A 7,680-nucleotide genomic window follows, 5' to 3' on the forward strand; every position below is an offset into this window, starting at 1 on the left:
CCAGCACCCCATCCTTCTCGCCGCGCAGCAACGCCAGGACGCGGTGCGACGGCATCCCGGCCGGCTGCTGGGAGAACTCGAAGTAATCCTTGAACTTCTGGCCCTCGGCGTCCTTGCCCTTCTTGACCCGGGAGACCATCCGGCCCTGCGTCCAAAGCCGCTCCCGCAGCGTGGCGGCGAGGTCGGCGTCCTGGGCGACGCGTTCCACCAGGATGGAGCGGGCACCGGCGAGCGCCGCCGCGGTGTCGCCGATGGAGTGCTCGGCGTTGAGGTAGCGGGCGGCTTCGCGTTCCGGATCGAGTTCGGGCCGCTTCAGCAGTGCGTCGGCAAGCGGCTCCAGCCCGGCCTCGCGGGCGATCTGCGCCTTGGTGCGCCGCTTCGTTTTGAACGGAAGGTAGATGTCCTCCAGCCGCGACTTCGTGTCGGCGCCGACGACGGCGGCCTGCAGTTCCGGAGTCAGCGCACCCTGCGCGGCGATCGCTTCCAGGATGGTCCGACGGCGGTCCTCCAGCTCGCGGAGGTAGCGCAGCCGCTCCTCCAGGTCGCGGAGCTGGGTGTCATCGAGCGTCCCGGTGGCTTCCTTGCGGTACCGGGCGATGAACGGCACAGTGGACCCGGCGTCAAGCAGGTCCACGGCCGCCTTCACCTGCCAGGCCAGCACACCGAGCTCCTCGGCGATCTGGGCGGCGATGCCGGACTCCTGGGTGTGCGGAGCCTGGGTCTTGGGCGACGCGGTCTTAAAAGACGGGGTCTTGGCTGATGGGGACGGGCGCTGCGGGAGTTGGGTCACCCTGCCATTTTGCCTTACCGGGCTCTTCGCCCGGGGGGCGCGGGCAGCGGACTAGGGCTGTTCGACGTCCTGAAGGACCTCGTTGCGGCGGAGGAACCAGGGCTTGAAGGGCGGATCAAAGCGGGCGAACCGTGGGAGTCCGACGGCGGTCAGGCCGGCCGCGACCAGCGCGGCCTGCAGTTCCTGGTTCCGTTTCCCGAACGCACTCTTCGATCCGCCACCGGAAAAGCTAAGGGCAGCGGCAAGGGAGCCCGGCACGGTCCGGATCCTGACGTCCGGATTGGTCGGTACCGGGGCGGTCTCCGCCGTCATCCCCGCCGGCAAGACGAAGGCCACGACGAAATCGGTGGTCTCCTCTCCCCCGGTCAGGAATCCGCTTTGCAGAACCGGGGCCGTCATGGCCAGCTTCTGTGGCGGCCCGAACCCCTGGACAACCGGGGCTGTCATGGCCACCGCTTGCCGGGCAGTGTTGTTGCCGCTGATGTAATTGAAGAGGTAGCGGAAGGCTGCATTGCCGGCCCGGTCAAACGTCGCGTTGACCTGCACTTCGGCCACCACATGCGCGGGATAGCGGCGCAACTCGAAATCCGGGTAGCGCTGGACCAACTCGAAGGGCTGCTGTTCAGTCATCGTCTTCAGACCATACGCCGGGTCTCCGACAGGAACCAGCCCGTTCCACCCGGGTGCTCGCCGGATTGTCGGAGCGCTTTGATAGCTTGAAGAACAGAGGACCAGGCTGCACGGACGTCCAAGACGGCGCAGCCCGAATTTCCGCAGCGCATCGACATCGGGGGCACAGTGTTTTTTCTTGAACCGGAAGTGCCGGGTTCCGCACCGGACCTGGTTTTCTCCGCGAGCGACCTGGTGACCGCTGCGAGTTGTGAGTATCAGTTGCTGCGCAAGCTCGATGAGAAGCTGGGCCGCTCCCCCAAAGCGGTCTTCGACGCCGACGAAATGCTCCAGCACGCGGCCGTGCTGGGTGACCGCCACGAGCGCAAGGTCCTCGATGGTTTCGTCGAGGAGTTCGGCCCCTGGGATCCGGCCGCCGGGCGCGGCGTGTACGACGTCGTGCCGGCCGAGGCGATGGACCGCGCCACGCTGCTGGCCAAGCACCGTGAGTCCATCGAGGCCCTGCGCTCGGGCGCCGACGTCGTGTTCCAGGCGGCCTTCTTCGACGGCCAGTTCCATGGCCGCTCCGACTTCCTGGTCCGCCAGGCCGACGGCAGCTACGCGGTGTTCGACACCAAGCTGGCCCGCCATGCGAAGGTCACCGCGCTGCTCCAGCTTGCCGCCTATGGGGACCAGTTGCTGAAGGCCGGGATCACGCCGGACCCGGCCGTGACACTGGTCCTCGGCGCCACCGTCCAGCTCCCGGACGGCGGCTTCGATTACGTCCGCAGCCACCACAAACTGGCGGAAATCCTGCCTGTCTTCCGCGAACGGCGGGACCGGTTCGTGGCGCTGACCGCTTCGCATGCAGCGCAGCCCCACACCGTGCAGTGGGGAGCCCGCGGACTCAGCGCATGTGGCCGCTGTGACTACTGCCGGGAGCAGGTGGTGGCCACCGATGATCTGCTGCTGGTGGCGCGGATGAATTCGGCACAGCGCAAAGCACTCCACGAACGGAAGATTTTCACGGTCAAGGAGTTCGCGGAAGCACACCTTCCTGGCGCGAACAGCGCACTGCTGCGCCTGCAGGACCAGGCCCGGATGCAGAGCGGGGTGGGCGCGTCCGACGGCGGCGTCCGGTACCGCAAGGACGGAACGGAACACACCCTCAGCTACCGGGTCGTCCCGGAAAACACGCTCGCGGAGCTGCCGCAGCCCAGCGCGGGCGACATTTTCTTCGACTTCGAGGGTGACCCGCTGTGGCAGGAAAGCGCCACCGGCATCTGGGGACTGGAGTACCTGTTCGGCGTCATCGAAGCACCGACCGGACCCGGGGACCCCGGGTCATTCAGGCCGTTCTGGGCGCACAACCGCGAGGCGGAGAAACAGGCGTTCCTCGATTTCCTCGACTATGTGGAGAAGCGCCGGCAGGACCACCCGGACATGCACGTCTACCACTACGCCGCCTACGAGAAAACTGCCCTCCGGAAGCTCTCCGTGATGCACGTTGCCGGCGAAAATACCGTCGACCGCTGGCTGCGCGAGGGGCTCCTGGTGGACCTCTACCAGACGGTCCGGAACAGCATCCGCATCTCCGAGAATTCCTACAGCATCAAGAAACTTGAGCCGCTCTACATGGGGACAAACCTGCGTTCCGGGGACGTGAAAGACGCCGGCGCCTCGGTGGTGGCCTACGCCCACTACTGCGACGCACGCGACGACGGCCGGGCCGAGGAAGCCGCCACCATCCTCGCCGGGATCTCCGACTACAACGAATACGACTGCCTCTCCACACTGGAGCTGCGGACCTGGCTCCTGGGCCTGGCCCGGGAGCGCGGCATCACGCCGGACGGCGACGGCGCACCCGGCTCAGCCTCATCCACGGCCGCTGGCACAAGCATGGGCTCCGCGCCGGACACCGCTGACCTGGACCCGCTGGAAGTGGCCCTGGCAGAACTGGCGGATCACGGCGTCGGGCTGTCCCAGGGCGACCGGAAGGCGGTTTCGATGCTGGCGGCGGCGGTCAGCTACCACCGCAGGGAGCGCAAGGCGTTCTGGTGGGCGCACTTCGACCGCTGCGAGAACGGTCCCGACACGCATCACCAGCAGGACCGCAACGTCTTCCTCGTCGAGGATGCGGAAGTGCTTGAGGACTGGTGGAAGGACGGCGCCAAGCTCCCGGAGCGGCGGGTGAAGCTGATCGGCACGGTCAGCCCGGGCTCGGACCTGCGTGAGGGCAGCACCTGGTTCCGGATGTATGAGCCGCCGCTTCCGGCCGGACTTGAAGGCACGGGGATCAACGGGACCGGGCGCAACGGCTGGTTCGGCACCGAGGTTCTGGAGCTGGGCCACGAGGACGGCAAGGACACCGTCATCATCCGGGACAAGCTCCGGAAGACCATCGAGCCGTACAGCCACGTCCCCGTCGCGCTGACCGAAGACCAGCCCATCCCGACCAAGGGCCTTGAGGACGCGCTGGCGGCCCTGGCGTGCAGCGTCGCCGCGGCATTGCAGTCCCATCCGCCCGTTTTCCCGCGTCATCCGGCGTTGGATCTGGTCCGCCGGGTTCCGCCGCGGCTGGCCTCGGGTGCGGCCCTGCCCGTGCCCGGCGGGGGGCCGGACCGGTTCGTCGACGCGATCACGGAGGCGGTCGGCGCTTTGGACCACTCCTATGTCGCGGTCCAGGGGCCGCCCGGGACGGGCAAGACCCATGTGGGCTCCCACGTCATCGCCCGGCTGGTGGCACGGGGCTGGAAAGTCGGCGTCGTCGGCCAGTCCCATGCCGTGGTGGAAAACCTGCTCAAGACAGCCGTGACCAAGGCCGGCGTCGATCCGCTCCGCGTGGCCAAAGACGTGAAGCACAGGGAACCGCTCCCCTGGGGGCAGCGCTCGGCGTCGGACGTGGCGCGCCTGCTCGGTTCCCCGGGTGGGGCGCTCATTGGCGGGACAGCCTGGACCATGACAGGAGCCAACGTCCCGGCCGGATCGCTGGACCTGCTGGTGATCGACGAGGCCGGCCAGTTCTCCCTGGCGAACACCCTTGCCGTGGCGCAGTCCAGCAGCCGGCTGCTGTTGCTCGGCGATCCGCAGCAGTTGCCACAGGTCAGCCAGGGCTCCCACCCTGAACCGGTGGACGAATCGGCTCTGGGCTGGGTATCGGCCGGCCATGCCACGCTGCCGCCGGAGCTGGGCTATTTCCTGGCCGACTCGTGGCGGATGACCTCGGAGCTGTGCCGGGCCGTCTCCGAACTCTCCTACGAGGGCAAGCTGCGTTCAGCCCCGGCCGCTGACCTCCGGAGGCTCGAGGGAGTCCCCGCCGGGATCGAGACCGTGCTGGTGGAGCACAGCGGGAACATCACGTCCTCGCGCGAGGAAGCCGCCGAAGCCGTCCGGCAGGTGCGGCGTCATCTCGGCCTCAGCTGGCATACGGAGGACGGCACCCGGCCCCTGGACTTCGCGGACATCCTGGTGGTGGCTGCCTACAACGCCCAGGTCAACGTGATCCGCGAGGCCTTGGATGCCGCGTCCCTGGCCGGGGTCCGTGTGGGAACCGTCGACAAGTTCCAGGGCCAGGAGGCCGCCGTCGTGATCGTGTCCATGGCGTGTTCGGCGGTGGCGGAAGCACCGCGCGGCATGGAATTCCTGCTCTCACGCAACCGGATCAACGTGGCGGTGTCCCGCGGCCAGTGGCGCGCCGTCGTGATCCGCGCACCGGAGCTGACCAACTACCTCCCCACCCACCCCGAAGGCCTGGAGCAGCTGGGCGGGTTCATCGGCCTGTGCCAGCGGTCGGTCGCGACCAGCTAACACGGGACATGCTCATTCTTCGTGCTCGAGCCCACGGGACATGCCCAGCTTCTTCCCCACACCACGGGACATGCTCATTCTTCGTCCTTCCGCCCGCGGGACATGCTCATTGTTAAACGCGAACAGTGGGCAGAATGGCATTCTGCCCACTGTTCGCGGCCGTGACTGGACATGTCCAGTGGCGAGCGTGACCACCGCTGGACATGTCCAGTGGCGACCTTCGGTGCTGCTGGCTTAGTTCTGGTACGCCGGGTAGTCCGTGTAGCCCTTCGCGCCTTCGGTGTAGAAGGTGGACTGGTCGGGCTCGTTGACCGGGAGCCCCTCGCGCCAGCGGCGGACCAGGTCCGGGTTGGCGATCGCGGGGCGTCCGACGACCACGGCGTCGGCGTGGCCGTCCGCAACAATCGCGGTGGCTTCCTCGCGGGTGGTGATGACGCCGAAGCCCGTGTTCAGCAGGAAGTTTCCGCCGAAACGGGTGCGCAGATCCTGGACCAGTTCGCTCGTCGGCTCCTTGTGCAGGACGCTCAGGTAGGCGAGCTTGAGGGGCGCCAGGGCATCCACGAGGATGCCGTAGGTTTCACGGACGTCTGCCGCGTCAAGCTCCAGGGCTCCCTGGACGTTGTGTTCGGGCGAGATACGGATGCCGACGCGGTCTGCGCCAACGGCATCGACCACGGCCCGGGTCACTTCGATAACGAAGCGCGCACGGTTCTCCGGCGAGCCGCCGTAGATGTCGTCGCGCTGGTTGGCGGACGGGGCGAGGAATTCGTGCAGCAGGTAGCCGTTGGCTGAGTGCAGCTCAACTCCGTCGAACCCTGCACCGATCGCGTTGCGGGACGCGGTGACGAACTCCTGCACGATACCCGGCAGTTCGTCGGTGGTCAGGGCATGCGGAACGGGGAATGCCTGCTTGCCCGCGTAGGTGCGGGTCTCGCCGTCGATCGCGATGGCGCTGGGCGCAACCACCTGGTGACCGCCGGTGGTGTCTGCATGGGTAACCCGTCCGGCGTGCATGACCTGGGCGAAGATGCGGCCGCCCTCGGCGTGCACGGCGGAGGTGACCTTGGCCCAGCCCTCAAGCTGAGCTTCGGTCACCAGGCCGGGCTGGCCCGGGAACCCCCGGCCGGCCCGGCTGGGGTACGTACCCTCGCTGACGATCAGGCCGAGGGATGCCCGCTGCCGGTAGTGCTCGACGACGAGGGGTCCGGGGATGCCTTCCGTGCCGGAGCGGACGCGGGTCAACGGCGCCATCACGAGTCGGTTGGGCAGTTCCAGCTCGCCGAGAGTCATCGGGGAAAACAGCATGCGCAGTTCCTTTCACCAGGGATTGGGTTCACTGGCGGCAACTGCGGGGCGTCTGCAACTATTCCTGATGAGACCCGGATCACTAGGGGTGGACGATGATCTTCACGGCGGTGTCGTTGTGGTGGATCAGGGTGTCGAAGCCTTTGTCCACGAGATCATCGAGGGCGATTCGTCCCGTGATGAAGGGTTTCAGGTCGACCTTTCCCTCCTGGACGAGTTTGATCGCGGCCGGGTGATCGCCGCAATAGGCAATGGTGCCGCGGAGGTCGATTTCCTTCAGGACGACCTTTTGCATGTCCACGGTGGCAGGACGTCCCCAGATCGACACGTTGACCACAACGCCCGCGGGCTTCACGACGTCGAGCATGGTGTCCAGCACGGCGTTCACTCCCGCACATTCAAACGCTGCATCTGCCCCCAGGCCTTCGGTCAGTTCCAGCACCCGGGCCTTGACGTCGTCGGAGCTTGGGTCCAACACATGATCCGCGACCCCCGAGGAAACCGCTTTCTCCTTCCGGGCAGTCGACAGCTCGGTGATGATTGTGGTGACGCCAAGGCCCTTCAGGACCGCCGCGGTCAGCAGACCAATGGGGCCCGCACCGCCGACGACGGCGACGTCCCCGGCCTTGACGTCGCTCCGGCCGACGGCGTGGTACGCCACGGCGAGCGGTTCGATGAGTGCGGCTTCGTCCAGCGGGATGTCCCCGACGGGGTGGACCCACCGCGTGTCGACGACGACCTTCTCACTCAGGCCCCCGCCGCCGCCCGCCAGGCCGATGAAGCCGAGCTTGGTGCACAGGTTGTAGTGGCCGCTGAGGCACGGGCCGCATTCGTTGCAGACGATATACGGCTCCACCACCACGCTGTCTCCGACGGCGAGTCCGGTCACACCCTCCCCGAGTTCCTCGACGGTGCCGGAAAATTCGTGCCCCAGGGTAACCGGGGCTTCCTCGTGGGAAATCGGATGGGGGTGGCCGGGCGGCGGGGTGAAGATTGGCCCTTCCAGGAATTCGTGGAGGTCGGTCCCGCAGATCCCGCACCAGGCGACGGCGATCTTCACTGCTCCGGGGCGCAGCTCCGGCTCCGGAATGTCTTCGATCCGGAGGACTTCGCGGGCATGGAATCGTGCTGCTTTCATGGTGTTTTCCTTCGCATTGCGGGCCGTGGAT

General features: G+C 67.3%; 5 protein-coding genes. 1 reads left to right on the top strand and 4 read right to left on the bottom strand.

The genetic code is table 11. The features are described from left to right. Together K789_RS0103165 and K789_RS0103170 are read right to left on the bottom strand one after the other, a co-directional pair. Positions 1–790: Tex-like N-terminal domain-containing protein (locus K789_RS0103165; protein WP_029704390.1), on the bottom strand; the 790-nt coding region annotated here is incomplete at its 3' end. 51 nt (positions 791–841) lie between these two features. Then, on the bottom strand, positions 842–1,420 hold the full coding sequence (locus tag K789_RS0103170; protein WP_024365483.1) for an SOUL family heme-binding protein: 579 nt from the start codon (positions 1,418–1,420) through the stop codon (positions 842–844). A 168-nt stretch (positions 1,421–1,588) separates the two neighbouring features. Here K789_RS0103170 and K789_RS0103175 point away from each other — a divergent pair, with 168 nt between their 5' ends. Then, positions 1,589–5,206 (top strand): TM0106 family RecB-like putative nuclease, encoded by a 3,618-nt coding sequence (locus K789_RS0103175; protein ID WP_024365484.1) that lies wholly within the window; start codon positions 1,589–1,591, stop codon positions 5,204–5,206. A gap of 234 nt (positions 5,207–5,440) precedes the next feature. On the opposite strand, the gene K789_RS0103180 is transcribed toward K789_RS0103175, so the two are convergent. After that, entirely contained in the window at positions 5,441–6,511 is a 1,071-nt protein-coding gene (locus tag K789_RS0103180; protein WP_024365485.1) for an alkene reductase, read from the bottom strand. Positions 6,512–6,593: 82 nt separating this feature from the next. After that, positions 6,594–7,649: a 2,3-butanediol dehydrogenase gene (locus K789_RS0103185; RefSeq protein ID WP_024365486.1), complete on the bottom strand. Its 1,056-nt coding sequence runs from the start codon at positions 7,647–7,649 to the stop codon at positions 6,594–6,596. Positions 7,650–7,680 lie beyond the last annotated feature (31 nt).

This window comes from Arthrobacter sp. TB 26 (genome assembly GCF_000427315.1).
Taxonomy (GTDB): Bacteria; Actinomycetota; Actinomycetes; order Actinomycetales; family Micrococcaceae; genus Arthrobacter.